The organism is Ralstonia sp. OTU4908 (assembly GCF_038440115.1).
GTDB classification, from domain to species: Bacteria; Pseudomonadota; Gammaproteobacteria; order Burkholderiales; family Burkholderiaceae; genus Ralstonia; species Ralstonia pickettii.
The window spans coordinates 1-23,395 of the sequence record NZ_JASATD010000054.1; the positions used below are offsets into that span (position 1 = coordinate 1).

Sequence of the window (23,395 nt, forward strand, 5' to 3'; positions counted from 1 at the left end):
GGGTTCGTTTGCCGAGGCGGCCCGTGTGCTGCACCTCGCGCCACCCACGGTCAGTTTGCATATTGCCGACCTGGAGTCGCGGGTTGGCGGAAAGCTGTTGTCGCGCACACGTGGGCGCATTCAGCCTTCGGCGATTGGAGAAACGCTGGTGGAGCGCGCGCGGCGCCTGTTGGCGGATGCGGAGCAGGCGCTTGAGGACGTGGAGCGTCAGGTGCAGGGCTTGGCCGGGCGTGTGCGGCTGGGTGCCTCCACAGGGGCCATCGCACAGTTGATGCCGCAAGCTTTGGAGACGTTGGGCCAACGCCATCCCGCTATCGATGTGCAGGTCGCGGTGCTCACGTCGCAGGAAACTTTGAAGAAGCTTGCCGAGGGCTCTTTGGAGATCGGTCTGGTCGCGCTGCCACAGACCCCGGTGAAGGAATTGCGGATCGAGCCATGGCGGCGGGACCCGGTCATGGCCTTCTTGCCGGCTCGCTGGGAATGCCCGGATGTTGTGACCCCCGGTTGGCTGGCCGCCCAGCCATTAATTCTGAATGACAAAACTACTCGGCTTTCGCGCTTGACCTCGGAGTGGTTCGCCAGTGATGGACGGCAGCCCACGCCGCGTATTCAACTGAACTACAACGATGCGATCAAAAGCCTAGTGGCGGCCGGTTATGGTGCGACGTTGTTGCCGCATGAAGCCTCCACGCCATTGCCCGATACCAGGATCGTCATGCGGCCATTACAGCCCTTATTGTGGCGTCAACTTGGTATTGCCCACCGTGGTGGGGACGTCGAGCGGCCTACGCAACATGTGCTGGATGTGTTGTGGGGGTTGAGTGCGGGCTAGGGCGATGTTGTCAGAGAAAGGACCGCTTTCGACCCGGTCATACGGTGATTGAGGTCCCAGGCGTCAGCTACCGCACCTGAAGCCGTCGTTCATCGCTCCAAAGCCGGTGCCTGTCTCCGTTCGCCCAGGCCAGGGTGTCGTAGTACTTGTGCAGCAGCTCGGTAATGGCGGCGGTGTCGTCGGTCATGGGGTTTCCTTGGGGTTGGCGGTGAGGACTGCCTGGACGCGTGCTTGCAGCGCGGGCAGCACGTCTTGTTGGAACCAGGGGTTGCGCACCAGCCAGCGATTGTTGCGCGGGCTAGGGTGAGGCAGGGGGAACGCTTGCGGCCAGTGCTCGCGCCAGGCTTCGACCACCCGGGTGAGCGGCGTCTTGCCAGTACCGAGGTGGTAGTCCATGGCGTAGCTGCCCAGCACGATGACCAGCGACAGGCGCTCGAAACGCTGCATGAAGGCTTCGCGCCAGGCGGGGGGCGCACTCCGGGCGTAGCGGCAGGTCACCGCTTTTGCCGGTGCCCGGATAACAGAAGCCCATGGGCAGAATGGCGATGCGGGTAGGGTCGTAGAAGGTGTCGCGGTCCACGCCCAGCCAGGCGCGCAGACGCGCGCCGCTGGCGTCGTCGAAGGGCACGCCTGAGGCATGGACCCGGGCCCCCGGTGCTTGGCCGGCGATGAGGATGGGCGCACTCGGGTGAAACTGGAAGACCGGCTGCACGCCGTGTGGCAGATGCGGTGCGCAGCGCGTGCAGGCGCGGACGTCGGTCAGAAAGGCGTCGAGTGTCGGCATGGCGCGCTTCCGGAAAGGGTGGCTCGCGCAGGACGGAGGTGCCATCCTGCGCGAAGCGTAACCCGGCAGCAAGTCAGTGCTGGGTCAGTGTCGGATAGCCCTGGATGAATACGCGGTCGGTCTTGGCCGCCGGCACATGGCAGCCCATGCAGTCGGCTTCGTAGCTGACGGCGACATTCTTGGCGGGGGCGTCGGCCTTGAACAGCGCCCAGCCCCAGCCGTCGCCCCACAAGGGGTTGCTGGCGAAACGGCCTTTGGCGTCCTTGACCATCACGAACCACACGGCCGCATCGGAACCCCAGACCACAGGGTTGCCAGTGGTCATGGCGCTGGTTTCGAGCTTGCGGATCTCTTTCACCAGCGTGGCGCCGTCCAAGAACTTGCCGGTCTTGCGGTAGTGCTCGGCCGAGGCCTTTTCGGTGTACACATCGTGCAGGCCGCGAGAGGCGGATTTTTCGTCCAACACCGCATATGAGCCCAGGTGGACGAAGTTTGTGCGGAAGTCTGTGGGGCGGCTGATGCCGCCCTGGCTGTCCACATAGGGCGAAAAGTCGCCGGCCGTGACGGCCAGTGGCAGGACGAGGGCGCTGGCGAGCAGAGCGCCGGTGAGTGCGATTTTCGTTGTGTTCTCCTTATATGCCTATGGAGATCAGACGGCGACCACGGGGAAATCCACCGTGGTGTCGGCGATGTGGTTGGTGTAGTTGGTGAGCGTGTTCAGCGCGATGTTGGCGATCACTTCCAGTATCAGGCCGTCGTCGAGCCCCGCGCGGCGGTAGTTGGCCATGGCGTCGGCCGACACCACGCCGCGTTGCTCGACCAGCGCGCGGGCAAAGCCGGCAATTGCATCGTCAAGTGCGTTGGCCGCCTGGCCGGTGCGGGCCGCGGCGATGGCCTCTGCCGACAGTCCGGCACCTTTGCCGATCAGGGTGTGTGCGCTCAGGCAGTACTGGCAGCGATTGGCTTGACCGGCAGCCAGCGCAACGATCTCGCGCTGGGTGGCACTCAGGCGGCCGGTGCCCAGCGTTTCGGACAGGCCGAGGTAGCCGTTGAGCGCTGCCGGCGCGTGGGCCAGCGTGGCGAGCAGGTTCGGCACCATGCCGAGCTTGGCTTTGACGGCCTTGAGTGTGGCAGCGGTAGCGGCGTCAGCGGTGTCGATGGTCAGGGGGGCGATTTGGGTCATGTCTATCTCCGTAGTGGGTGAGGTGCAAGAGCAAGTGGGCATGATCGCCCTTTGTTTGGTACGATATGGCACGTAAAGTATCAAATACGTAACCTATCGTCTTATATGGAGAGTGGAATGGCGGATCGACTGGCCGGCTTGCTCCGGCACTACTCGCTTTCGGCGCGCGTTTTTCACAGCGGCGCCTTCTGTGAGCAGCATCATTACGCGGCGCCGCATGGCTATATCCATCTGGTGCGGCGCGGCCCGATTACGGCGCGTTCGCCCGTGCATGAAGATCTGCTGGTTACCGAGCCGAGCCTGCTGTTTTATCCGCGCGTGGCGTCGCATCGTTTTGTCGCCGCCCCCGGCGATACCGCTGAGCTGTTGTGTGCGGAGGTCGATCTGGGCGCTTCGACGGGCAATCCGTTGGCCATGGCCTTGCCGTCGATGCTGCTGATTCCGCTGGCGGACTTGCCCGGCCTCGGGCCGACGCTAGAGCTGCTGTTTGCCGAAGCCGAGCGCGACCAGTGCGGTCGGCAGGCCGCCATCGACCGCTTGTGCGAGTTGCTACTGATCCAGTTGCTGCGTTATCTGATGGATGGGCGGCTTGGCGCCACCGGACTGCTGGCGGGACTGGCCGACCCGAAACTCGCGCGCGCCATAACCGCCATGCACGATGCGCCGCAGACCGCGTGGTCGCTCGAGGCGCTGGCGGCGCAGGCGGGCATGTCACGCGCGCGCTTCGCCGCCGCGTTCAAAGACGCGGTGGGCGTCACGCCGGGCGACTATCTGGCCGACTGGCGGATGAACGTCAGTTGCACCCTGCTCAAGCAGGGGCGTCCGGTGGCGGTGGTGGCCGACCGCGTCGGCTACGGCAGCCCGAACGCGTTGGCGCGCGCCTTCCGCGTGCGCATGGGCTGCGCCCCGCGCGACTGGCTGGCGCAGCAGCGCGGTGACGCGTCGCTCAGCGGTTCGTGAGTTTGAGGTCGATTCGCCGGTTCTTGGCGTAGGCGGCGTCGGTGTTGCGCTCGTCGAGCGGGTGAAATTCACAGGCGCGGCACGGGAATCAAGGCATTGCGATTCTCGAAAATAGTTCTTGAAATTCTATTCTTGATTGCATATCATCTCAACGAGTTTCGATAAGAAAGGATGCGCATGCGACCGTCTGTTGTGCTTGACATGAAGCGAAGCGCAGTGCGTGAAGCGGTAGGCCGCTTTCGCGCCGCGAACCCGCGCGTCTTCGGCTCGGTGCTGCATGGCACCGACCGGGATGGCAGCGACCTCGACCTGTTGGTCGATGCGCTGCCCGGTGCCACGTTGTTGGACTTGGGCGATTTGGAAGAAGAACTGAAATCGCTGCTCGGCGTTGACGTCGATCTGCTGACTCCCGGCGACCTGCCGCCGAAGTTCCGGGCCAAGGTGCTCGCGGAGGCGCAACCGATATGAGCGAGAACCGCCTGCCCGATTACCTCGACCACATTCAGCAGGCCGCAACCGATGCGCGCAGCTTCGTGGAAGGGATGGCCAAGGACGACTTCTTGGCCGACAAGCGCACCCAGCAGGCCGTCATCATGAGCCTGATCGTCATCGGCGAGGCGGCCACAAAGGTGATGGATGGCTACGTCGAGTTCACCCAGGCGCATGCCGACGTGCCGTGGCGCAGCATGCGCAATATGCGTAATCGCATGGCTCACGGCTATTTCGACATCAACCTCGATGTGGTGTGGGAGACGGTACAGGAATGGCTGCCGGCGTTGCTCCAGCAATTGCCCGCCGTGCGTCAGGATGCCGACGATGAAGACCGTAACGACAAAGGCATGGAGCCATGACCAATCAAGCCGCCGATGTTCGGCCCCTCTGGCGTGTTCGATCCCGCGACCTATGAGCCGCGCTCGGGCAAGACCTTCTGGATGGCCGCAACGGACGTGAGTTCGCTGGTGGGCAAGGAGGCAGCAGCCGACACGCTCATCGGCAACTGCACGACCGCACGACCAGCCTCCCGTTCAAATTCGAGTTAGAACTCATATCCAGCCTGTCTGGGGGCACTGTGAAAGAGGGATCTCCGATGACTGTTGAATCGAGAATATTTTCTGTAGCCGAGTATGTTCAGCCGTCCGAAGGCGAGCCTATTCGTTCCGTTGTGCTTGAAACCCGAGACTCAATTATCGTGGTTTGGCATGTCCATCCCGGGCAGGAAATTGCGGCTCACATTCATCCTCACGGCCAAGACACGTGGACTGTTTTGTCGGGAATGGCTGATTACTTTCAGGGCAATGGGATTGTTCGTGCCCTCAGGGAAGGTGAGATAGCCGTGGCAAGACCGGGCCAAGTGCACGGGGCGCGAAATACAGGTACCGAGCCATTTGTGTTCGTCTCGGTTGTGGCATCAGCCAATGCCGGTTTCGTATTGGCTGAGCGATAGAGCCCAATCTCTGGAGTTGGTCCAATGAGCGGTCGGGGAGATAGGTAACAGACATGCAGCGGACACGGCTGCTAAACCAGGTCGCAAACCTCCTTGCGTCGCAGCGTGCCGCAAGCGACGCGATCAATCGAATGGGGTCGGCATGAGACTGAACACCATCCAGTTCCCGACCGCGTAGCCGCCTGTCCTGCCGATCAGGTCTTGACCATCGACGCCTGGGATCAGTCCTGAATGTTCTTGGAGACCACTACGTTATGAGCCGCAGCCGCCGCAAAACACCCATCGTCGGGCACACGACCTGCGGCAGCGAGCGCGAGGACAAGAAGCTCTGGCATCAGCGCTGGCGCACCCGTGAGCGCACGGCGCTGACCAGCGCGTCGCCCGAAGCCCTGAGCGCCCATCTGCCCCTGCTGGAAAACCAGGCCAGCAGCGTCTGGTCGATGGGCGAGGATGGCCGCTCCTACTGGCCCGTCAAGCGCCAGGCCGCCACGGCGGATCGCATCGCCAATCACAAGGGACGCAACCCGCAAGAACGCGCCTCCCTGAAAAAGCGCCTGCTGCGCAAGTGGATGAGCAAATGAAGCTCTCCTTCCATCAGCACATTGCGCTGTTCTGGATGATCGGTGCTCCGGGCGTCTTCGCGCCCGTGATCGAGAACGCCAAGCGGCCCGATGCCGGCGCCGTCATGGCGTGGGGTGTCGCGATCGTGGCGGTGATGATCCTCTTCACCCCTTTGCTGCTGCGCTGTCCACCATTCCGGCGCTGGTATGGCCGGACGGATGCGCTGTCGGAGCGGCAGCGCCAGGCGCTTGCCGAGCGCGGCCTGCGCCGCTACTACCAGACCGCTTTCGATGACGGCTACGTGCCCCGCGTGATGCCCTACGTGTGGCGCATCATCTGGACGGTCGGCGGGTTGATGGCTGTGACCGCCGTACTGCCTACCAACACCGGACGGCCAGCCTTCGATGCCTTGGTGGTCTTCTCGACCTGGTATCCGATAGGCGTGATGCTGCTGGTTTTCGCGTCGAGGCCCCTTGGCCGGTTGATTCGCCAAAGAGCACAGGAGCGGCGGAAATGAGCACGTCAACCATCGAGGCGCTGGCCAGCGCCTGGGCAAGGATTGCCGAGGAAGCGGAATTCCCCGCTGACTACGAGGGGACTGCCACACCACAAGCGCATCGGGCTAGCGAAGCTATTCAGGAGCAGATTCGGGAGCGCATCGTCGCCACCAACGACATGCGGCTGTTCAGCCTGCTGCACCTGCTGGGTCAGGCGTCGCTGCGCATGGAGCAAGCGCTGTGGCCGGAGGATTACGAGCGGATGACGCGCGAGGTTGAGGAAGCCCTGCGGCAAGCCACCGACGCCAACGCCAGATCGTACACCCACGAAGAAGTGATGCAGGCGATGCAGGAACGCATCGACCGGGCGCGAGACAAGCCATGTTGATTGGCTATGCGCGCGTCTCGACGCAGGATCAGAACCTGGAGCTGCAACGCGAAGCCTTGAGCAAGGCCGGATGTAAAAAGGTCTTCGAGGACAAGGTGAGTGGCACGCGGGCAGACCGGCCTGGCTTGGCCAAGACGCTCGAAATGCTGCGCGAAGGCGATACTTTGGTCGTCTGGAAGCTCGACCGGCTGGGCCGGTCGGTCAAGCAACTGGTCGATCTGGTCGGCGATCTGCACAAGCACGGTGTCCAGTTCAGGAGCCTCACCGACTCCATCGACACCGGCACACCATCCGGGCGGTTCTTCTTCCACGTCATGGCGAGCCTTGCCGAAATGGAGCGCGAGCTGACCGTCGAGCGCACCCGCGCCGGGCTGGAAGTCGCCAAGCAGCTCGGCCGCAAAGGCGGCCGCAAGCCGAAGATGACCGACAGCAAGATCGAGTCGGCCAAGAAGCTGCTGGCCAGCGGGGTGCCGCCCAAGGACGTGGCCAAGAACCTCGGCGTGTCCATTCCGACGCTGTACCGCTGGGTGCCAGCCTCCACGCACGCTTAGCGTGCTTTATTTTCCGTTTTCTGAGACGACCCCTTAAAGATCGTCAAGACGCCGGATTCGCTAGCGACATACAACCATCCGAGCGCCGCGTCGTAGGCCACGACGTCGGGCGTCTGTCCAACCCCGAAGCTTGCAACCACCTGTCTGGTGTTCAGGCTCAACACCAGCAAGCGACTGTCGCCCTCGCACGCGATAAACGCCAGTCGCAGCTTGGGCACGATCAGCAGCCCATGGTTTCCTTCGGCACCGGGCAATGGGATGCGATCCACGACTTGATCGGTGCGCGGGTCGATCTCGGCCAAGATCCCCCGTCCCTGGACGTTGACGAGGATGTGCTTCGAAACCGGGTCATACTGCGTGTTCCCAACGGCGCCGCCCAGCGCGATCGTCGTTATTCGCTGGCTGGTGCGGGCATCAATTACCGTTTCCGTGTTACCGGTCTCATCGGAAACATACAGCTTGCCGAGTTCCGGGGCGTAGGCGACGCCGTCAGGATAGATGCCTCCCGGAATACGGGCGACGATTCTCAGCGTCGCGGCGTCGATTGCCACGATTTCGTCGGTCCCCGTCGCGGAGGCATACACACGGTCGAGCTCCGGAACGGCCAACGTGCCATGGACATGACGGATGTTGCTGATCGTGGCCAGCACCCCTTTGGTTTTGGTGTCCACGACAACCACCGCGCTATCCCCGAGGTGGGCGACAAACAGCCGCGACCTGGTCGGGTCCAAGCTGAGGTAGTCCCAGCGCGTCGTGGCGCCAGGTAACGGATAGTCGCCCACATGTCGCAACGGCAGTGTCCCGGCCGGCCTTTGCGTTGCCGCACTGACGGTAAGTGCCAAACCGAGTGCGAGGGTGGCAAGTGCGAGTACGCACCTGAATGACGTGCAGCCTTCGAGTATCGGCGATCGGGTGTGCATGGCTCTCAAAGTTTTGAGGACCGCAGACAAGCGCGGGGACCGGACATGCTGGCCCGCGCTCACCGCATCACTGATTTGTGCACGCTGGCCTGCGCGTCCAGGGCTTTCTTCACGCCCTTTGCCAGGTCGACCGCTTTGCCCTTGCCCCAGTAGTGCAGGAACATGTAGCGCGGCTGCTCGTGCGTCATGTGCTGGTGAATGGCCACGATGTTGATGCCATCGGCCCGCATCGACTTCAGCACGGGCTGCAGCTCGTCTTCGCGCATCGCGAAGTCACCATCCACCACGGCCTCGTCATCGGTGCCGGCAAACGCGGCCCAGGTGTTCAGCCCCATTTCATTGCCGAAGGACACACCGTGCATGGTGCCCTTGGCACCGATCACGACCTTGAACATGCCATTGCTGGCTTGCCCCTTCGTCCCAAAAATGGCGTCCAAGGGCGCCGGCGTGATCTTGTTCTCGCTGGCGATCTTGCCGGGAAACGCCGTCCCGGGAGCTGGGTTCGCCGCACGAATCTCGGCGATTTTGTCGTAGACCTTCTTTACGCCAGCGGCGAGTTCGGCCGGGTCGCCCATGCCGCCGATATGCATGAAATACACCCGAGGCCGGTCGAAGAAGAAGTGGTTGTGCAGTGCCGTGACCTCCAGCCCGGCGTCGAGTGCCGCGCTCATGGCCGGGTTCACCTCATCCTCGAAGAGCACGGTGTCGCCCATCAGCATGGCGTGGCCGTCATGGGCTGGCGTGAACGCCGCCCAGGAGGTCAGTCCCATGAAGGGCGGCATGGCCACGCCGTCCACTTGGATGGGGACATCGTTGCGCGGCTTCGACACCTTGAAGACGTTCTCCCGCTCGGAGAAGCTGCCCTTCAGGCCGGTGACCTGTTCGATGCGAGCGGTATCCAGGGCGGCTCGCTGCGCGGGCGACGCCGCGTGGGCGATGGCACAGACGCTGACGGTTGCAGCCAGGGCAAGAGCAATCGGTGTTCGCAAAGCCATTTCATACTCCAAGGGTTGGGGGGGGGACGGGGAAACGCCTCGGTCAGTTGAGCGGTTCGACGCGCCGAAATCCGCGCAGGATGGCGAGGTCGTAGACAATTTTCAGGACGCCGCAGGCCACCAACGGTGCGCCAATCCAGCCGGCGGCGAGCATCGCGCTGGCCAGTGTCGGGCTGATGGCAGCGGCCAGGCTTCTGGGAACCGAGGTCAGGCTTGCCGCGGCGGTGCGCTCGGGCGGCGTCACCACCGCCATCACGTAGGCCGTTCGGGTCGGCACATCCATTTGGGAGAGCGCGCTGCGCACGAGCAGCAGCCCCAGGGTCAAGGCCAGCGACGGCGCGAACGCCGCCGCGATCAGGCAGAGGCTGGACGGGATATGCGTGAACACCATCGTGTTGAGCAAGCCGATCTTGCGCGCGAGGGGCACGGCGACGAGCTGGGACGCCGTCGTCAGCAGCCCCGCAAAGAAGAAGAACTGGCCTGCGGCCCCGGGCGAAAGGCCAAAACGCTGCATCAGCCACAGCGATAGCAGTGCGTTGACCACCAGGCCGCCCGCAAACGCATCCACGCTGAAAAGCAGCGCCAGCCGGATCACGATGCCGCGCGAAGGCCCCAGTGGAGTTGCAGCCCCGCCTGATTGCGGCTGATGCAGAGGCAGACGCGCATAGAGCACCCAGAGTGCGACACCGATCAATGCGTAGACGAAGAACATCGCTCGCATCGCCGCCAGGAAAGACAGGCCGCTATGCGTAGCGAGCCAGCCAGGCAGGGCTGCGGCCAAGGCACCGATGGCGGCGGAAAACGCCCCGATCAGGCTGTAGCGGGCGAAGAGCGCGGTACGGGCATCGGGCAAAGCCGATTCCGCCAGACGCGCCTGCTCCAGCGGGAGGAACACACTGACATCGCCTGAACTGGGGTTGAGCGTGCCGACAAAGGCGATGGCCAGCAGCGGCCAGAGATCGGAGAGCCCGGCAAAGCCCACGCCGGTCGCCGCCATCAAGGCGGCCGCCAGCATCAGGAGGCGGCGCGGCGCAAAGCGACTGCCGAGCATGCCGACCAGAATCGTTGCCAGCGCCGAGCCGATCAGCGTGGCGCTGCTAACGAGCCCGACGGCCCACTGGGTGAGCCCGAGCGCCAGCAGGTATGCCGGCAACAGCACGGCGATGTAGCCGTCGCAAAAACCGCGCAGTGCCCGGCCGACAAGGATGAACCAGGCACCTGCATCAACGCCCGACGGCAGAAGCCAGCGTGTGAGCCGGCCCCGGGTGGCGGCCACGGCAGATGCCAGGCCGTGATGTACAGCCTCAGTCATCGTCTTCGTCGGCGATTTGCTGACCGTCTTGGCCGATGAGCACGGTGGACTTGTCGCTTCCACTGCCGAGCGTGACCTCGTAGCGGACCCGGCCGTTCTGCGTCTGCTTCTCGATTTCGCCGATCGCCCGCCCGCCCGCCTGCCGATCAATCGTCGCTTTGACTGGCGCCGGGACTTGCGCAATACCGACGACCTCGCTGCTGCGCTCGCCAAACGGGTTCTTCTTGCAGCCGGCGATCGCGAAGGCTAATGAACAGGCGAGAACGATTGCAGCGAGCTGCTGGGCGTCATTCGACATGGTGGGCTCCGATACGTCATCTGTTGACCAAATCCCCCTGCGCAAAGCCGTTTCCATTGCGCCGATATTCGATTGCGTGGCCATGGCGCCAGACTTCGAAGCAATCCTCGGCCTGGGGCTTGCCCTTGCCGTTGGAATCGGCAATGCACAACTCGCCGCCCCGCACGCGCCAGCGGCCGCCTAGGACCTGTCCGTGCATGACGGATTCGACCGTGCCGTCGGGCTTGAACTTGTCCGACCAGTGGGTGCCATCAGTGATGGTCTTGCCAACGATCGCCTTCTTGAGTTCAGCACCGCTCAGGTGCTTGAAACCTTCATCGGCCAGCACCGAAGTGGTGGTACATAGCATCGCGATTCCAGCCCAGACAATTGCGCATGGCAACCGGCCTTTGGTCCCGCCCACTTCCGACTTGAAATTCACTTCTTTCTCCTCTCTGTATTACTTCGCGGTGGTGCCGTACGAGAACGCGTCGAACAGGGTCACGCTGTCGGCCTTGGTCCAGACCCCAACCGCGCCGGTACCGCGGATGTGATCGTCCGTCACGTCGATGTAGCGCTTGCCATCCAGCGATACCTGAATGCGATCGCCCGCGAATTCCACCCGCAACGTATGCCAGGCCTGCGCGGCAACCGGCGCATCCTGGTAGCGAAGCGTGTGCCGGTGACCACCCGTCGTGTAGTACAGCGAGACGTTGTTCTCCAGCGCGTTCGCGCGCGCGACGTAGTAATCGTTGCCGTCCTTCCAGCGCCAGACGACGCCCCCGGCCTGATCTTCATGACCAGCGACAGGCTTGAACTTCACCTCGACGAACCCGTCGGCGACGGCGGTACCCTGTTTCACGCACCACGGGAAATCGCCGGAGCCAGACTGCTTGAGCACGTTGGTGCCGGCAGCGTCCGCCTCAACGGTCCATCTGGGCGTGCCGTGGCCGGTGACGCCAGCCACCCATCCCGCAGGCAATGCGCCAGGCTTGTCCTGGGTGAACAGGATCGTTTCTCCTGTCGCCGGCATGGCCAACAACAGCAGCCAAGGCATCAGCAGGGTCCGCTTCATCGCTCGTCTCCTTGGCCGGTTCAGGCCGGCATCTTGGGAGGCCACTTGTGCGTCTCGGCCTGGCAGCGTTGGCACCACGCATAGAGGGCGTCGTACATCACCAGCCCGTGCTCCAGCATCTCGTGGTCGTCGGCATACACCTGCGAGAGTCCGAGCGAGATGGCATACAGCCCGCTGGACTGCGGCGTCAGGTCCAGCCGCGACGTATCCGCGCCGCGCACGATGCGGGCCAACTGCTGCAGCGCGGCGTCCTGGCCGAGGCGGTACTTGTTGAGGAAGGCGTCGAAGCTGCACAGCTCGCCGACATGCGTAAGCTCCACACCAGGGATGTCGTACGGAATCGCACCACGTTCGTTGGCGATGCGCACCACATCGCCCGACGGTACATAGAGGAACTCCGGCGTCTCATCGATGAAGCGGGCGATCAGCCAGGGACAGGCAATGCGATCGATCTTGGGGCGCTCGCGCGTAATCCACTGCATGACAACCTCCGCTGCGATTAGTTGATGGAAAGGCACTACCGCTGCACGGTGGCCAGACGCTCGGCGACGCGCGCCCAGTGCACGTTCTGCATGAACGCGTCGACATAGGCCGCGGCCTTGGCGCCGTAGTCCATGTGGTACGCGTGCTCGTACATGTCGAGCGCCAGGATTGGCGTGCCGCCGGCCAGCGTATGGGTGTGGTCCGCTGCCCACTGGTTGACGAGCCGCCCATCACGCGGCGAGTAGGTCAGCAACACCCAGCCGGAGCCGCCGCCAAGCGCCTTGCCCATCGCTGTGAATTCGGCCTGCCAGCGCTCGACCGAGCCGAAATCGCGTTCGATGGCAACCTTCAGGTTGCCCCCCAACGGCCCGCCATCCCCAAGGCTGTCGAAGTACACCTCGTGCAGGATCATGGAGTTCGTGGCGATCAGCTCTTCACGCTTGAGGCCGTTGAGCACGAACCCCGCAGCCGTGGTCACATCGAGCGCCGCAAACGCCGCCGCGATGGCATTCAGGCGCTTCACGGCGCCGCCGTAGTTGTTCTCGTAGTGGCTGGCGATCAGCTTCTCCGACAAGCCGGACAGCTTGGTCGGATCGCATGCCAGCGGCTTCATTTGGGTAGTCATGGTCGTCTCGCCCGATTCAGTGGTGGAGCAGTGGATACACCGCCAGGCCGATCAACGCGGCGCCGGCCACGATCACCGGCTCCGTCAGCTTCTTGAACTTGAGCAGCAGCGCGACCGTCACCAGCGCCAGCAACACCGTCGGCACATCGACGATGGAGCGCTTGGCCAGCACGATCACCGCGCCGGTAATGGCACCCACGGCGGCGGCTGTGACACCGTCGACAAACGCCAGGATGGCGGGCAGCTTGCCGTACTTCTTGAAGTACGGCGCCGGCAGGATGGTGAACAGGTAGCACGGCAAGAACGTGCCAGCCGCTGCTACGCAAGCGCCGGGCAGGCCCGCGATCAGGTAGCCGATGAAGCCCACCGTGATGACCACCGGCCCCGGCGTGATCATTGCCACGGCCACCGCATCGACGAACTGTTTATCGTTGAGCCAGTGGTGTTCGGTGACCACGCCGCCATAGAGGAATGGCACGATGGCCAGGCCCGAGCCAAACACGAAGGCGCCCGCTTTGGCAAAGAACACGCCGATCTGCGACAGCAGCGGCCAGTCGATTGAGCTGAAGATGCCGCTGGCCGCCGGCAGCGGTGTCGCGGCCAGCGCATTCACCTTGCCCTGACGTACCCACTTGGGCGGTGCGCGCCAGAACCAGACGAGCACACCGCCGGCCAGGAACAGCCAGGCCACTTCCGATTCCGTGATGACGGTGACGGCCGCCAGCACCAGGTAGACCGCCCACAGCAGCTTGTCCTTGCCAACGCTCTTGGTCGTCAGCTTGTAAGCGCTGATGGCGATGATGCCGATCACGGCCGCACCGACCCCGTAGAACACCGACTGCATCCAGGTCAGGCCGCCGAAGCGCACATAAGCCCACCCCAGCGCCACCACCATCAGGAACGACGGCAGCACGAAGGCGATGCCGATCAGCGTTGCCCCGAGGATGCGGTAATGCACATAGCCGAGGTAAATCGCCAATTGCGCGGCCAATGGGCCGGGTGCCAACTGTGCAAGCGCGAGGCCTTCCTTGTAGTCAGCCTCGGTGATCCATTGCTTCGCGTCCACCAAGTCGCGGCGCATATAGCCGGCCAGCGCCACGGGGCCGCCGAAGCCCAGGGTGCCGAGCCGCACAAAATACAGCACCAGTTGCCAGAGCGTGTAGGACGGGCGTTCGTGGTGAGGCTGCGGTGGCGTGGGCGCGGTGGATGGGGTCGTGTTCATCATGGTTGTGCAGTGAAGTCAGCTTGGTTTGCGGCTGCCGGAGAAGTGGGCATAGAGGGAATCGAGCACACTGCCGATCTCTGTCAGCAGCGCGTCGTCATCGGCCAGTCGTTTGCGAGCGCCGGCCAGGATGGCTTCGAAGCCGCCAGCTTCCGGCACGGTGGTGCCGCCCACGTCCAGCGCGTGCACGACCGCGCCGAGCCGGGCGAGCCCGTGATTGCCGTCCAGGCCGAAGCTGGCGAGCAGCACCTCGAACGACACCCGGTCGCCGACGTGCGTGAAGGTCGCACCGTCAAAGTCGAAGCCCAGCGCATCTGCCGGGCAATCGGCGGGGCTCTCCAGCCAGAGAAAGCGCGCGTGCGGATCGATGAAGCGCTGGATCAGCCAGGCGCTGGCAACGCGATCGACCCACAGATGCTGGCGTGTGGCCCACATACGGCCCTGATACTGCGCAGGGTCGCGGCGCGGGATGCTGCCGGCGGCCGCATGCGGCTCACCCGGCGATTGAACGGCAGTGACGGCGCCCGCAAAGTCCCGCCACTGCGCCTGCGCACGGATCGACGCCTCGTTGGGGAAGAAGTCGATCTTGCGGATGGCCTCATAGGTGCGGGCGTGCCGACGGTGCAGGCGGTTGAGTTCCGCCGCGGCCAGGCCGGGGAGCGTCTTGCGGGCATCCGACAGCTCGGCCAACCAGTCCGTGTAATCAGGGGTGCGGTCGAATAGGGCCTGATAGATCGCCGCCTCATCCGGCCCTGGGGCCTGGACGTGCAGCAGCCAGGCTTGGCCGTTTTCCCGTACGACTTCGTCGGCCAACTCGCGCAACTGGGGGGCTTGTTCCGCGTGGGCAGGCAATAAGTAGGCGCCGTCGCGCAGGGCGGCACAGCCCAGCGCCTTGAGCGCGCGCCAGACGCGCATGCGCGCGGTTGCGCTCGCGGTTGGCAGGCTGACGATCAGCAGGAGCCAGGAATCGAGAGGGGCAGTCATGACGGCAGCTTAGATTGCCGTATGCGACGCTGCAATGATGTAGAGATCGCTACATCAATACGGCTGCCCCCCGTTATGGCTGCGCTTCGAGTACCCCCTGGTCACCCGACTCGCGGCGGGCCTGCCGCCGCAACACCAGCCCGCAGAGCGCGGGTAGCACGAACAGTGTCAGGACGGTGGCGGTGACCAGGCCGCCGATCACCACCGTCGCCAGCGGCTTCTGCACCTCGGCGCCGGTACCCGTCGCAATCGCCATCGGCACGAAGCCGAGCGAGGCAACCAGCGCCGTCATCAGCACAGGCCGCACCCGTTCCATGGCCCCTTCGACGACTGCCGCATCGGGCGCCATGCCATCTTTCAGGCGCTTGCGGATGGCCGAGATGAGCACGAGCCCGTTGAGCACCGCCACCCCCGACACGGCAATGAACCCGACGGCAGCGGAGATCGAGAACGGCATGCCGCGCAGCAGCAGCGCAAACACGCCGCCGGCGAGCGCGAGCGGCACGGCGGTCAATACCGTCGCCGTCAGCATGGCGCTGCCGATCGCCAGATAGAGCGTGGCCGCGATCAGGATGAAGCACGCCGGCACGATGATCGCCAGGCGCTTCGTCGCCGCCTGGAGATTCTGGAACTGCCCGCCCCATTCGATCCACGAGCCGGTCGGCAGCTTGACCTCGTTGGCGATGCGCTTGGCAGCATCGTCGACGAAGCTGCCCAGGTCGCGCTCGCCCACGTTGGCCTCCACGTAGATGCGCCGCTTGCCGTTGTCGCGGCTCACTTCGTTCAGACCTTGGGTGAAGCGGAATTGCACCAACTGACGCAGCGGTACCGATGCGCGTGGTTGGCCATCAGCCTGTGGCAGCATGACCGGCAGCGCGCCAAGCACATCGAGGTTGTCGCGTTGCTCGCGGGCCAAGCGGACCACGATATCGAAGCGCCGGTCGCCATCGAACACCTGACCGGCCGCCTTGCCGGCCAGTGCGGTCGACAGCGTGTCGGCCACTTCCTTGACGGTCAGGCCGTAGCGGGCAATCGCGGCCCGGTCGAACACGATGTCGAAGGTCGGGAAGCCGCCGGTAAGCGGCACACGTACGTCGGCCGCACCCGGCGTCTTGCGCAGCACCGCCGCAACGCGCTGGGCCGTGGCCGCGAGCTCATCCAGATCCTCACCGTAGATCTTCACAGCCACGTCGCTGCGCACGCCACCGATCAGCTCGTTGAAGCGCATCTCGATCGGCTGTGTCACGTCGTAGTTGTTGCCGACCATCGCGGCGGTCTTCTGGCGGATGCGCTCGATCACCTGTTCCTTGGTGGTCACCCCCGCCGGCCATTCGTCCTTAGGCTTCAGGATGATGTAGTTGTCGGACGCGTTGGGCGGCATCGGGTCTGCCGCCAGGCTGGCGGTACCGGCCTTCGAGTAGACCGTCTTCACTTCCGGCAGCGTCATCACCGCCCGCTCCAGCGGCAAGTCGATGGCCACCGACTGGTCGATCGACGTCGACGGAATGCGCACGGACGAGAGGTTCAGGTTCTGTTCGTCCAACGTCGGCATGAACTCGCGGCCGACGAAGGCAAAGGCCACGGCGGCCAGCGCGAGCGTAAGCGCACCCGCCCCAAGAAAAGGCAGCGGACGCCTTACCGCTGCTTGCAGCCACGGGCGATACCGCTGCTTGGTGGCCGCGATCACCCGCACTTCCTTCTCTGCGACCTGTTTGCGCATCAGCACCGCGATCATGGCCGGCACGAAGGTCAGCGACAGCACGAAGGCTGACGCCAGCGCCAGCATCAGTGTGATGACCATCGGCGAGAACATCTTGCCCTCGACGCCCTGGAAGGTCAGGCACGGCAGGAAAACCAGGAAGATGACGAGCTGGCCATAGACCGTGGGGCGGACCATCTCGCGCGACGACAGCACCACTTCGTCCAGCCGTTCGCGCAGCGTCAGCAGGCGGCCCTCCCGGTGCTGGCGTTCGGCCAGCCGGCGCAGTGTGTTCTCGACGATGATGACGGCACCGTCGATGATGAGGCCAAAGTCCAGTGCGCCCAGGCTCATCAGGTTGCCGGAAATGCCCAGCGCGTTCATACCGATTGCGCTGATCAGCAGCGACAGCGGAATGACCAGCGCCGCGATGGTCGCCGCCCGCACGTTGCCCAGCAGCAGGAACAGGATCACCACCACCAGCAACGCGCCTTCGGTCAGATTTTTCGCCACGGTTTCGATGGTGGCCACAACCAGTTGCGAGCGGTCCAGCGTCGGCACGATCACCACGCCCGGCGGCATCGTCTTTTCGATCTGCTTGAGCTTGTCGCCCACCGCTTGCGCCACCGTGCGGCTGTTGGCGCCCACCAGCATCAACGCACTGCCGACCACAGTTTCATAGCCGTTGCGGCTGGCTGCCCCGGAGCGCAGTTCGCCCCCGACCTTGACGACAGCAACCTGGCCGACCGTGATCGGCACGTTCTGCCGTTGCGCAATGACCGCGCGTGAAATCTCGTCCACCGAGCGGATGCGGGCGTCCGCGCGCACGAGATACGACTCGCCCGAGCGCCGGATGTAGTTGGCGCCGACCGAGAGGTTGGCGTCTTCCAGCCCCCGCGCCAGTTCAGCATACGAGATGCCGTAGGCCGCCAGCTTGGCCGCGTCGGGCTCGACCACATACTGCTTGACGTAGCCGCCCAGGGAATCCACGTCGGCCACACCGGGCGTGGTGCGCAGTTGCGGCCGGACGATCCAGTCCTGCACCGTGCGCAGATAGGCGAGCTTGGAGACCTGATCGGTCAGCCGTTCTCCCCGGTCCGTCAGAAAGCTGCCGTCGCTCTGCCAGCCGGGCAGCCCATCCTTGATCGTTGCGCCTTTGCCATCAGGGTGGGCATATTCCACGCTGTAGTGGAACACCTCACCCAGGCCGGTCGATACCGGTCCCATTTGCGGCTCGGCCCCTTCGGGCAGGCTCGGGCGCGCCTGCGCCAGCCGCTCCGACACCTGCTGGCGCATGAAGTAGAGGTTGGCACTCTCCTTGAAGATCACCGTGACCTGGCTGAAGCCGTTGCGCGAGAACGAACGCGTGCTCTCCACACCGTTCAAGCCGGACAACGCGGTCTCGATCGGATAGGTCACACGTTTCTCAACCTCCACCGGGCTGAGCGTCGGCACCACGGTATTGATCTGGACCTGCTTGTTGGTGATGTCGGGCGTGACGTCGATCGGCAGCAGGTTGAGCTGCCAGGCGCCGACTGTCGCCACCACCGCCGTCAGGAACAACACGAGCCAGCGCAGCCGGACCGCGCCGTTCAGAATGCTGCCGATCATTCGTCGTCCCCGGCGCCTTTGTTCATCTCGGCCTTGAGCAGGAAGGCGTTGCGCGTCGCCACCTGTTCACCGGCGCGCGCACCCGAGAGAATCTGGGCGGACCCGCCACTGCGGATGCCCACCAGCACTGGCTGGGGCCGGAACCCCTGCGGCGTGCGAACGAACAACACGTCGCGCCCGTCCAGGTTCTGCACGGCATCCTCCGGCACCGACAGGGCAGCGGGGCCGCTCGTGCGCGTTTGCAGGCGCACCTGCACGCCTTCGCCGATCACCAGCTTGTCCAGCGCTTGCGTGGGCGTCAGGACCACAGTCGCGGTGCGGGCGCTGCTGTTCACCGTCGGCGTCACCGAGTGCACCACGGCGGGCACGGGCGAGCCGCTGCCCAGCAAGATCACCGCAGTGTCGCCGGCCGCCACGCGGGCGGTATCAGCGGCCGTGACCGAAGCCTCCACCTGTGCCGTGCCGCTGCCTGCGACCCGGAACAGTTCGGCCTGAGGCTGCACGAAGGCGCCCAGCGTGACGGATTGCGCCGTCACCCTGCCGGCAATGGGGCTGGTCACCGCGACCGAGCGACCGTCGCTGGCAAGATGCGCGGATTGCGCCACGGTCGCTGCGCGCTGCGCCTCGGCATTGGCGACTTCGAGCGCGGCCTTGGCCGCTTCCATCTCCTGACGCGGCGTGACGCCTTGCTCGTACAGTGCGGCTTCTCGTGCGTAGGTCTTGCGCGCCAAATCGGCCCTGGCGGCGGCCACCCGGCGCTCTGCAGCCATCGCGGCCGCCTCCGGGCTGTCCACCAGGGCCAGCACGTCGCCCGCACGCACGACCTCACCAAGCCGGCGGTTGATCCGCTGGACAGCACCCGACGCGCGGGCAATGATCACGGCCTCGCTGCCCGGCGCGGCGACCACCGTGGCGGGCGCAAGGATCTCCGCGCCCACGCCAGCCGTGGCCACCGGCTCGACCGCGATGTTGGCGGTGGCCAGGTATTCGAGGGGAACCTTGACCTCAGTGGGGGCGGCTTTTTCGGGCGCGGCGGCTGTCTTGGCCGCTGGCGCCGCAGAATGACTGGGCACAAGCCCGCGCGCCACACCGAACCCCACCAGGGCGGCCACCCCGGCAATCCCGGCGATCAGCGGCCAGTTGGCCGAGCGGAGGTTGTCTTTCATCATCGAGCTTCCTCAAAAGCCAGGCGGCCGTCAGCCTGTGCCAGTGCGGCCAACGCGCGTACGCGCGCGAGGCGCGCGTCAATCGTGAGTTGCCTTGCTTCAAACAACGCGCGCCGGACGGCGAGCAGTTCAATCAACGGGGTCTTGCCGGCGTCGTAGCCGAGACGGCCCAGGCGATAGGCTTCGGCGGCTGCGCGTTCGCCTTCCGCCGCTGCGGCGAGGCGTTTTTCCGAAGCCGCAGCCTGAGCCTGGGCGGATCGTTTTGCCGCAGATGCTTCCAGGCGCACGGTGTCCAGCCTGGCTTCTGCGGCGGCGGCACGCTCGACCGCAGCGGTCACCGCGTGCGTGTTCTGGTCAAACAGTGGAATCGTGGCCGACAGGCCCACGACGTAGCCACTGGCATTCGTCCAGCCGTAGCGGCGCACGCCTGCGCTGACGCCAACCTCGGGAACCCACTTCTTGCGCTCGACCTCGACCTGGGCGCTTATCACGTCTCGCTCGGCTTGCGCCGTGACGACAGCGGGGGCTTCGTCCGCCGCGCCCGACGAGGCGGGAGGTGCCGCCGATGTGGACAGAAGCGAGCCAGCCAGACGGGTGTAGGGCTCGTCAGAGCCGGCCAAGGCAGCCAACTGCTCCAGCGCTTGCGTCGCGTCCGCGCCAGCCGCATGTTCAGCCGCAGTGGCGGCGGCGACGCTGGCTTGCGCCTGGGACACGCGCAACGCAGCTTCCTTGCCGGATTGGACTAGCGCGCGGGCCACGCGAAGCTCCTCGCGCGCGCGCCCGAGGTCTTCCGCAGCCAAGGACTTTCGCGCCAGCATGGCCTCTGCCGTCGCATAGGCGGTCGCCAATTCAGCCGCGTACGCGATCTGCGTTTGATGCTCGCGCGCTTGTGCGGCGGCGAAGCCGCGCTGCCCGGCTTCGATGCGTGCGCCACGCTTGCCGCCGATCTCAATCGGCTGTGTGATGGAAAAGGTGTTCTGGCGCTGGCTCACGCCATCGCTCTGCGGAGCCCCCAGATTCTCGAACACCGACTCCGCACGAGGGTTGGGCCACGCGCGCGCCTGGGCGGCATCGGCGCCAGCGGCCAAGACGTTGGCGGCCTGCACGCGCATCGCGGGCGCGTGGGCGAGCGACTGCTGCAGCAATTCTGTAAAGGGCGGTGCCTCGGCCGCCCAACCAGATGCGGCGGACAAGGCCAGCGATGCGGCAAGCACGCTGAGGGTATGGAAAGAGGACACGCGGGTCATCGCCGGATTTCTTGAGGGAAGCAGAAGCCGAAGACGGCACAGATTGGTCAATACGGCGCCCAGCGCGGCACCCCCTCGCGCCCGTCGAAATTATTCGGTGCTGCGGGCGTCGATCAAGGCAGCCAGCTTGGCACGGGCGCGGCCAATGCGCCCCTCAATGGCCTTCGGCGTCATGCCAAGTGCGGCAGCCGCCTCCGGCTGCGACATGCCGACGATGGCGGTCAAAACAATGGCTTCCCGCGAGTTCGCATCGAGCCCGTCCAGGACAGCCACGACGCGTGCCAATTCGCGCCGGGCAGAAGCACGGCGCTCCGGGCCCGGGTCTGGATCGGCCAAGGCAGGGCGTTCGGGGTCCGTCAGATCCTCCGCGCCGAACAGGAAGTGCCGCACGCGCCGGAAACGGCGCAGGTCACGCATCTTGTTGAGCCCGATGTGGAACAGCCAGGCACGGAACGGTCGAGCCTCGTCGTAGTCCCCCAGCGCGCGCCAAGCTGCAACAAAGGTGTCCTGCACGACATCGTCGATATCGGTTTCCGGAATGCCAAAGCTGCGGCCAGCCTGCGCCAGGGCGGGGCTATGCCGCCGCACCAGGATGCCAAACGCATGGTGATCTCCCCGAGCGGCGCGCCGGGCGAGCACGCCGTCCGCTTCCGTACTGGTCACTGCGAACCACGGCGAAGCGCATCAACCAGCACGCGGTCATAAGCAGGCCGGTGCTCGGGCTTCAGGCCCGCGCGCATCTCGAAAACGTGGACCAGCGTGGCCCGCTGCAAATCGGCAGCCGCGCGTTCCACTTCCTGGGTGGCCGCCTCGACCTCTGGCGACCACGTGGGATTCTTGGCAATCGCGTCAGCGAGTTGACCGTTGGCCGTGCGCAGCCGGGTTTCGATCTCCCGGCGGCGTTGGGCGAAGGCCTGTTCCTTCATGTCGAGAATTTCACGCTCGTTGGCGTCCAGCGGCACCGCCTCGTGGAGCATCTCGTGCAGGTCGGTCCGGTGCTCCTGCGATGGGTGCGACAGGAAGACGACGGCGCCGGCAATGGCCACCCCCACCAGAGCGCCGGCTAGCGTTGAGAGGGAAAGACGTCGGGTGCGTGGCGTCATCATTCACCGATCAGCAGGCCAAACGGAGAAGCGGCAGACGGTGTGGCAACCCAGGTTGGGCCCGGCTTGTTCAAGACGGCGGTCGCCACGCGGTCGATCACCGTGAAGGCCACCAGCGCAGCGATGGCGGCGCACAGCATGGCACGCCGCGCATCATAGCGGGCGACCAGCACGTCGGGCGCGGGCTCGGCTGCGAGCCGTTGCTGGATGCGCGCGGTACTTACCGCAGACGGTGCTTCATGGGTGATCCTGGCTGCGTCGGCGAGCCATTGGTCGAGGTCGGCCATTGCTGATCTCCTTGGTGGTTGCCCTGTATACGGCTCGCGCATGCAAATACCCCCGGGTGGCTTCAGAAGGCACCGGCAATCGCGGTAGGCCAACTGCCCCGTCCCGCAATTGGGCAGCACCGAGAATACGCGGCCTTCATCACTACATCCGGCGCGTTTCGTACCGGATTGGGGACCACCAGGGCGCCATGACACCTCTCACACGTGATAATCCGCCATTATCCAGTGTTATAAATTGCCTATAGCAAACCGCCTTGACGCCTCAAATCGGTACGTATATACATAGTACGTAATACGGTATCAAATTCTAATGCCATGGCCCGTGCCGGACTCAGTCGTCTTGACATTAAGCGTGCTCGCGATTCGCTGCTCGCCCAGGGGCAACACCCGTCGATCGATGCAATACGTATCGCGTTGGGCAACACCGGCTCGAAGACGACCATCCACCGCTATCTGAAGGAGCTGGAAGAAGAGGAAGGCGCTGGGCTCAAGCGGGCCGGCGCAACCTCCGACGCCATCCTGGATCTAGTCGGCAGATTGGCGGCCCGCCTGCACGAAGAGGCGCAGGCGGTGGTCGACCAGCAGGTTACGGCCGCAACGGCGCAGCGCCAGCAAGTCCGAGCGGAGGCCGACAAGCTGTCCGCAGATCTCGCCGCGCTTCGCGCCGAGCTGGCGCAGGCTCACGTCACCATTGCCAACGAGCGGGCCGCGCACAGCGACACGCAAGCGGCGTTACAGCAGCGCACCATCGAGGCGGAGCGCTCGGCGCAGCAGGTTCAGGACCTCACGGCGCGGCTGACCGAGCATGAAGGCTTCCGACGCTCACTGGAGGAAAAACTGCAGCACGCCCACCTAGCACTGGACCACTTCCGCCACGCCAGCAAGGAGCAGCGCGATCAGGACGCGCGCCGGCACGAGCAGCAGGTCCAGCAACTGCAGGCGGAAATCCGGCAGGCCAACCAGTCGCTGATCGTCAAGCAGGGCGAGATTACGCAGTTAAACAAGGATGGCGCGAGGCTGGTGGCCGAAGCCGGGGCCGCAGTGAAGCGTGTCCGCGAACTGGAAGCACGCGGCGAGCAAACACTGGCGGCGCTGAACCAAGCACGCGACGACCACACGCGGACGGAGACGGAGAGAGATGCATTGCGCGCGAGGGTGCAGGCCCAGGCGGATGAGCTTGCGGCCGTGC

29 protein-coding genes and 1 pseudogene are annotated in these 23,395 nt (G+C 65.0%); 11 read left to right on the forward strand and 19 right to left on the reverse strand.

The window, feature by feature from the left end:
- Positions 1–832 (forward strand): LysR family transcriptional regulator (locus AAHM38_RS23685; RefSeq protein WP_342234330.1); only part of this gene is annotated, 832 nt, incomplete at its 5' end.
- A gap of 183 nt (positions 833–1,015) precedes the next feature.
- On the opposite strand, the pseudogene AAHM38_RS23690 reads toward AAHM38_RS23685, so the two are convergent.
- The 3 genes and pseudogenes from AAHM38_RS23690 to AAHM38_RS23700 all read right to left on the reverse strand — a co-directional run bounded on the left by AAHM38_RS23690 (position 1,016) and on the right by AAHM38_RS23700 (position 2,799).
- Positions 1,016–1,661: pseudogene (locus tag AAHM38_RS23690) on the reverse strand (uracil-DNA glycosylase family protein).
- Between the two features lie 28 nt (positions 1,662–1,689).
- A complete protein-coding gene (locus AAHM38_RS23695; RefSeq protein ID WP_254772525.1) occupies positions 1,690–2,154 on the reverse strand; it encodes a cytochrome P460 family protein in 465 nt (154 codons plus the stop codon).
- Between the two features lie 111 nt (positions 2,155–2,265).
- On the reverse strand, positions 2,266–2,799 hold the full coding sequence (locus AAHM38_RS23700) for a carboxymuconolactone decarboxylase family protein (RefSeq protein ID WP_024542568.1): 534 nt from the start codon (positions 2,797–2,799) through the stop codon (positions 2,266–2,268).
- Positions 2,800–2,916: 117 nt separating this feature from the next.
- Here AAHM38_RS23700 and AAHM38_RS23705 point away from each other — a divergent pair, with 117 nt between their 5' ends.
- From AAHM38_RS23705 to AAHM38_RS23745, 9 genes are all read left to right on the forward strand, one after another.
- Positions 2,917–3,759 (forward strand): helix-turn-helix transcriptional regulator, encoded by an 843-nt coding sequence (locus tag AAHM38_RS23705; protein WP_024542567.1) that lies wholly within the window; start codon positions 2,917–2,919, stop codon positions 3,757–3,759.
- Positions 3,760–3,936: 177 nt separating this feature from the next.
- Positions 3,937–4,227, forward strand: a complete 291-nt coding sequence (locus tag AAHM38_RS23710) for a nucleotidyltransferase family protein (RefSeq protein WP_001247892.1) — start codon at positions 3,937–3,939, stop codon at positions 4,225–4,227.
- The gene (locus AAHM38_RS23715; protein ID WP_003100872.1) at positions 4,224–4,610 is read left to right on the forward strand and encodes a HepT-like ribonuclease domain-containing protein; all 387 of its coding nucleotides are present in this window, start codon (positions 4,224–4,226) and stop codon (positions 4,608–4,610) included. Before AAHM38_RS23710 ends, AAHM38_RS23715 begins: the two co-directional genes overlap by 4 nt.
- A gap of 15 nt (positions 4,611–4,625) precedes the next feature.
- The gene (locus tag AAHM38_RS23720) at positions 4,626–4,799 is read left to right on the forward strand and encodes a hypothetical protein (protein WP_003154411.1); all 174 of its coding nucleotides are present in this window, start codon (positions 4,626–4,628) and stop codon (positions 4,797–4,799) included.
- Positions 4,800–4,846: 47 nt separating this feature from the next.
- Positions 4,847–5,203, forward strand: a complete 357-nt coding sequence (locus AAHM38_RS23725) for a cupin domain-containing protein (RefSeq protein WP_003465043.1) — start codon at positions 4,847–4,849, stop codon at positions 5,201–5,203.
- A 254-nt stretch (positions 5,204–5,457) separates the two neighbouring features.
- On the forward strand, positions 5,458–5,784 hold the full coding sequence (locus AAHM38_RS23730) for a hypothetical protein (RefSeq protein WP_342234331.1): 327 nt from the start codon (positions 5,458–5,460) through the stop codon (positions 5,782–5,784).
- Positions 5,781–6,281, forward strand: coding sequence for a hypothetical protein (locus AAHM38_RS23735; RefSeq protein ID WP_003100856.1), 501 nt, complete (start codon positions 5,781–5,783; stop codon positions 6,279–6,281). The genes AAHM38_RS23730 and AAHM38_RS23735 overlap by 4 nt, the downstream gene beginning before the upstream one ends.
- Entirely contained in the window at positions 6,278–6,649 is a 372-nt protein-coding gene (locus tag AAHM38_RS23740) for a hypothetical protein (protein WP_003100853.1), read from the forward strand. Before AAHM38_RS23735 ends, AAHM38_RS23740 begins: the two co-directional genes overlap by 4 nt.
- Positions 6,643–7,200, forward strand: coding sequence for a recombinase family protein (locus AAHM38_RS23745; RefSeq protein ID WP_003100847.1), 558 nt, complete (start codon positions 6,643–6,645; stop codon positions 7,198–7,200). Before AAHM38_RS23740 ends, AAHM38_RS23745 begins: the two co-directional genes overlap by 7 nt.
- Here the strand turns inward: AAHM38_RS23745 and AAHM38_RS23750 are convergent.
- The 16 genes from AAHM38_RS23750 to AAHM38_RS23825 form a co-directional block, all read right to left on the reverse strand.
- Positions 7,197–7,871, reverse strand: coding sequence for a YncE family protein (locus AAHM38_RS23750; RefSeq protein WP_369812462.1), 675 nt, complete (start codon positions 7,869–7,871; stop codon positions 7,197–7,199). The genes AAHM38_RS23745 and AAHM38_RS23750 overlap by 4 nt on opposite strands.
- 308 nt (positions 7,872–8,179) lie before the next feature.
- Entirely contained in the window at positions 8,180–9,115 is a 936-nt protein-coding gene (locus AAHM38_RS23755; protein ID WP_024542565.1) for a DUF1259 domain-containing protein, read from the reverse strand.
- A gap of 43 nt (positions 9,116–9,158) precedes the next feature.
- Positions 9,159–10,427: an MFS transporter gene (locus tag AAHM38_RS23760; RefSeq protein WP_029769034.1), complete on the reverse strand. Its 1,269-nt coding sequence runs from the start codon at positions 10,425–10,427 to the stop codon at positions 9,159–9,161.
- Complete coding sequence (locus AAHM38_RS23765; RefSeq protein ID WP_024542609.1) at positions 10,420–10,725, reverse strand: hypothetical protein; 306 nt, start codon at positions 10,723–10,725, stop codon at positions 10,420–10,422. Before AAHM38_RS23765 ends, AAHM38_RS23760 begins: the two co-directional genes overlap by 8 nt.
- 16 nt (positions 10,726–10,741) lie before the next feature.
- A complete protein-coding gene (locus AAHM38_RS23770; RefSeq protein ID WP_024542610.1) occupies positions 10,742–11,146 on the reverse strand; it encodes a hypothetical protein in 405 nt (134 codons plus the stop codon).
- Between the two features lie 18 nt (positions 11,147–11,164).
- Positions 11,165–11,779: a family 16 glycoside hydrolase gene (locus AAHM38_RS23775; RefSeq protein WP_024542611.1), complete on the reverse strand. Its 615-nt coding sequence runs from the start codon at positions 11,777–11,779 to the stop codon at positions 11,165–11,167.
- Between the two features lie 20 nt (positions 11,780–11,799).
- Positions 11,800–12,261, reverse strand: a complete 462-nt coding sequence (locus tag AAHM38_RS23780; RefSeq protein ID WP_024542612.1) for a chromate resistance protein ChrB domain-containing protein — start codon at positions 12,259–12,261, stop codon at positions 11,800–11,802.
- Positions 12,262–12,296: 35 nt separating this feature from the next.
- Entirely contained in the window at positions 12,297–12,887 is a 591-nt protein-coding gene (locus AAHM38_RS23785; RefSeq protein ID WP_024542613.1) for a superoxide dismutase, read from the reverse strand.
- A gap of 16 nt (positions 12,888–12,903) precedes the next feature.
- The gene (locus AAHM38_RS23790; RefSeq protein WP_092582997.1) at positions 12,904–14,109 is read right to left on the reverse strand and encodes a chromate transporter; all 1,206 of its coding nucleotides are present in this window, start codon (positions 14,107–14,109) and stop codon (positions 12,904–12,906) included.
- An 18-nt stretch (positions 14,110–14,127) separates the two neighbouring features.
- The gene (locus AAHM38_RS23795) at positions 14,128–15,093 is read right to left on the reverse strand and encodes a chromate resistance protein ChrB domain-containing protein (protein WP_024542615.1); all 966 of its coding nucleotides are present in this window, start codon (positions 15,091–15,093) and stop codon (positions 14,128–14,130) included.
- Between the two features lie 73 nt (positions 15,094–15,166).
- Positions 15,167–18,403: a CusA/CzcA family heavy metal efflux RND transporter gene (locus AAHM38_RS23800; protein ID WP_024542616.1), complete on the reverse strand. Its 3,237-nt coding sequence runs from the start codon at positions 18,401–18,403 to the stop codon at positions 15,167–15,169.
- Positions 18,400–19,572, reverse strand: coding sequence for an efflux RND transporter periplasmic adaptor subunit (locus AAHM38_RS23805; protein WP_080693769.1), 1,173 nt, complete (start codon positions 19,570–19,572; stop codon positions 18,400–18,402). Before AAHM38_RS23805 ends, AAHM38_RS23800 begins: the two co-directional genes overlap by 4 nt.
- A complete protein-coding gene (locus AAHM38_RS23810; protein ID WP_024542618.1) occupies positions 19,569–20,816 on the reverse strand; it encodes a TolC family protein in 1,248 nt (415 codons plus the stop codon). Before AAHM38_RS23810 ends, AAHM38_RS23805 begins: the two co-directional genes overlap by 4 nt.
- Positions 20,817–20,906: 90 nt before the next feature.
- On the reverse strand, positions 20,907–21,479 hold the full coding sequence (locus AAHM38_RS23815; RefSeq protein WP_024542619.1) for an RNA polymerase sigma factor: 573 nt from the start codon (positions 21,477–21,479) through the stop codon (positions 20,907–20,909).
- A complete protein-coding gene (locus AAHM38_RS23820; protein WP_024542620.1) occupies positions 21,476–21,922 on the reverse strand; it encodes a periplasmic heavy metal sensor in 447 nt (148 codons plus the stop codon). Before AAHM38_RS23820 ends, AAHM38_RS23815 begins: the two co-directional genes overlap by 4 nt.
- Entirely contained in the window at positions 21,919–22,206 is a 288-nt protein-coding gene (locus tag AAHM38_RS23825; protein ID WP_024542621.1) for a CnrY/NccY family anti-sigma factor, read from the reverse strand. The genes AAHM38_RS23820 and AAHM38_RS23825 overlap by 4 nt, the downstream gene beginning before the upstream one ends.
- Before the next feature lie 315 nt (positions 22,207–22,521).
- On the opposite strand from AAHM38_RS23825, the gene AAHM38_RS23830 reads away from it, so the two are divergent.
- A partial coding sequence (locus AAHM38_RS23830; protein WP_342234332.1) for a DNA-binding protein occupies positions 22,522–23,395 on the forward strand: 874 nt, incomplete at its 3' end.

What these genes read in the sequence shown, in the direction of transcription:
- AAHM38_RS23700 (WP_024542568.1), bottom strand. Translation starts at nt 2,799, where the DNA reads ATGACCCAAATCGCCCCCCTGACCATCGACACCGCTGACGCCGCTACC.
- AAHM38_RS23705 (WP_024542567.1), top strand. Translation starts at nt 2,917, where the DNA reads ATGGCGGATCGACTGGCCGGCTTGCTCCGGCACTACTCGCTTTCGGCG.
- AAHM38_RS23710 (WP_001247892.1), top strand. Translation starts at nt 3,937, where the DNA reads ATGCGACCGTCTGTTGTGCTTGACATGAAGCGAAGCGCAGTGCGTGAA.
- AAHM38_RS23715 (WP_003100872.1), top strand. Translation starts at nt 4,224, where the DNA reads ATGAGCGAGAACCGCCTGCCCGATTACCTCGACCACATTCAGCAGGCC.
- AAHM38_RS23720 (WP_003154411.1), top strand. Translation starts at nt 4,626, where the DNA reads ATGTTCGGCCCCTCTGGCGTGTTCGATCCCGCGACCTATGAGCCGCGC.
- AAHM38_RS23725 (WP_003465043.1), top strand. Translation starts at nt 4,847, where the DNA reads ATGACTGTTGAATCGAGAATATTTTCTGTAGCCGAGTATGTTCAGCCG.
- AAHM38_RS23730 (WP_342234331.1), top strand. Translation starts at nt 5,458, where the DNA reads ATGAGCCGCAGCCGCCGCAAAACACCCATCGTCGGGCACACGACCTGC.
- AAHM38_RS23735 (WP_003100856.1), top strand. Translation starts at nt 5,781, where the DNA reads ATGAAGCTCTCCTTCCATCAGCACATTGCGCTGTTCTGGATGATCGGT.
- AAHM38_RS23740 (WP_003100853.1), top strand. Translation starts at nt 6,278, where the DNA reads ATGAGCACGTCAACCATCGAGGCGCTGGCCAGCGCCTGGGCAAGGATT.
- AAHM38_RS23745 (WP_003100847.1), top strand. Translation starts at nt 6,643, where the DNA reads ATGTTGATTGGCTATGCGCGCGTCTCGACGCAGGATCAGAACCTGGAG.
- AAHM38_RS23755 (WP_024542565.1), bottom strand. Translation starts at nt 9,115, where the DNA reads ATGGCTTTGCGAACACCGATTGCTCTTGCCCTGGCTGCAACCGTCAGC.
- AAHM38_RS23760 (WP_029769034.1), bottom strand. Translation starts at nt 10,427, where the DNA reads ATGACTGAGGCTGTACATCACGGCCTGGCATCTGCCGTGGCCGCCACC.
- AAHM38_RS23765 (WP_024542609.1), bottom strand. Translation starts at nt 10,725, where the DNA reads ATGTCGAATGACGCCCAGCAGCTCGCTGCAATCGTTCTCGCCTGTTCA.
- AAHM38_RS23775 (WP_024542611.1), bottom strand. Translation starts at nt 11,779, where the DNA reads ATGAAGCGGACCCTGCTGATGCCTTGGCTGCTGTTGTTGGCCATGCCG.
- AAHM38_RS23780 (WP_024542612.1), bottom strand. Translation starts at nt 12,261, where the DNA reads ATGCAGTGGATTACGCGCGAGCGCCCCAAGATCGATCGCATTGCCTGT.
- AAHM38_RS23785 (WP_024542613.1), bottom strand. Translation starts at nt 12,887, where the DNA reads ATGACTACCCAAATGAAGCCGCTGGCATGCGATCCGACCAAGCTGTCC.
- AAHM38_RS23790 (WP_092582997.1), bottom strand. Translation starts at nt 14,109, where the DNA reads ATGAACACGACCCCATCCACCGCGCCCACGCCACCGCAGCCTCACCAC.
- AAHM38_RS23795 (WP_024542615.1), bottom strand. Translation starts at nt 15,093, where the DNA reads ATGACTGCCCCTCTCGATTCCTGGCTCCTGCTGATCGTCAGCCTGCCA.
- AAHM38_RS23800 (WP_024542616.1), bottom strand. Translation starts at nt 18,403, where the DNA reads ATGATCGGCAGCATTCTGAACGGCGCGGTCCGGCTGCGCTGGCTCGTG.
- AAHM38_RS23805 (WP_080693769.1), bottom strand. Translation starts at nt 19,572, where the DNA reads ATGATGAAAGACAACCTCCGCTCGGCCAACTGGCCGCTGATCGCCGGG.
- AAHM38_RS23810 (WP_024542618.1), bottom strand. Translation starts at nt 20,816, where the DNA reads ATGACCCGCGTGTCCTCTTTCCATACCCTCAGCGTGCTTGCCGCATCG.
- AAHM38_RS23820 (WP_024542620.1), bottom strand. Translation starts at nt 21,922, where the DNA reads ATGATGACGCCACGCACCCGACGTCTTTCCCTCTCAACGCTAGCCGGC.
- AAHM38_RS23825 (WP_024542621.1), bottom strand. Translation starts at nt 22,206, where the DNA reads ATGGCCGACCTCGACCAATGGCTCGCCGACGCAGCCAGGATCACCCAT.